The organism is Flavobacterium sp. GNP011 (assembly GCF_056428925.1).
Genome location: NZ_JBWJVJ010000054.1, coordinates 1 through 752 on the forward strand (window position 1 = coordinate 1; position 752 = coordinate 752).

The following is a 752-nucleotide window of genomic DNA, read 5'->3' on the forward strand; positions in this document are numbered from 1 at the left end:
TGGATCAACAACCGATACCGCTACAGGAACTATTGAAGATAATGACAATGCGCCAGTGGTAACGATTGAAGATGCTACAATTGCTGAGGGCGGAAACTTGAGTTTCCCAGTGACATTGAGCAATCCATCGGCTACAGACATCACCCTTACTTTAGGCTTTACCAATATATCGACTACTAACGGAGATTACACTACTACAGCAGTAACGGTAACCTTCTTAGCAGGAGCTACAACAGCAACAGCAACCGTACCAAGTACGGCAGATACTATTGATGAGAATAACGAGATCTTCACCATAGCAATCACCAGCGCTACAGGAACCGTTGGATCAACAACCGATACCGCTACAGGAACTATTGAAGATAATGACAATGCGCCAACAGTAGAAAGTATCAGCGCAGCTGATGCTATTGAGGGAGATGCCGTAGTGTTCAACTTTATTTTGAGCAACCCATCTGCTGTGGATACAAGCTATACATTCACTTTGACCAATGGAACAGCAGGAAGTGCTGATTACACGACAACAGACGTAACAGTCCTTGTTCCAGCAGGAGCAACCTCTGGAACGGTAGCTGTACCAACCAGCGGTGATAGTATTGATGAAGCGAATGAAACCTTCACCATCAACAACGGATCAGTAAGTGCTACAGGAACAATCACGGATAATGACAATGCACCAACAGTAGCAAGTATCAGTGCAGCTGATGCTATTGAGGGAGATGCCGTAGTGTTCAACTTTATTTTGAGCAACC

Annotated in this window: 1 protein-coding gene; it reads left to right on the forward strand. The window is 44.8% G+C overall.

The genetic code is table 11. The annotated features are described in order from the left end of the window. Positions 1 to 752: Calx-beta domain-containing protein (locus tag AC061E_RS16595; RefSeq protein ID WP_478287249.1), on the forward strand; the 752-nt coding region annotated here is incomplete at both ends.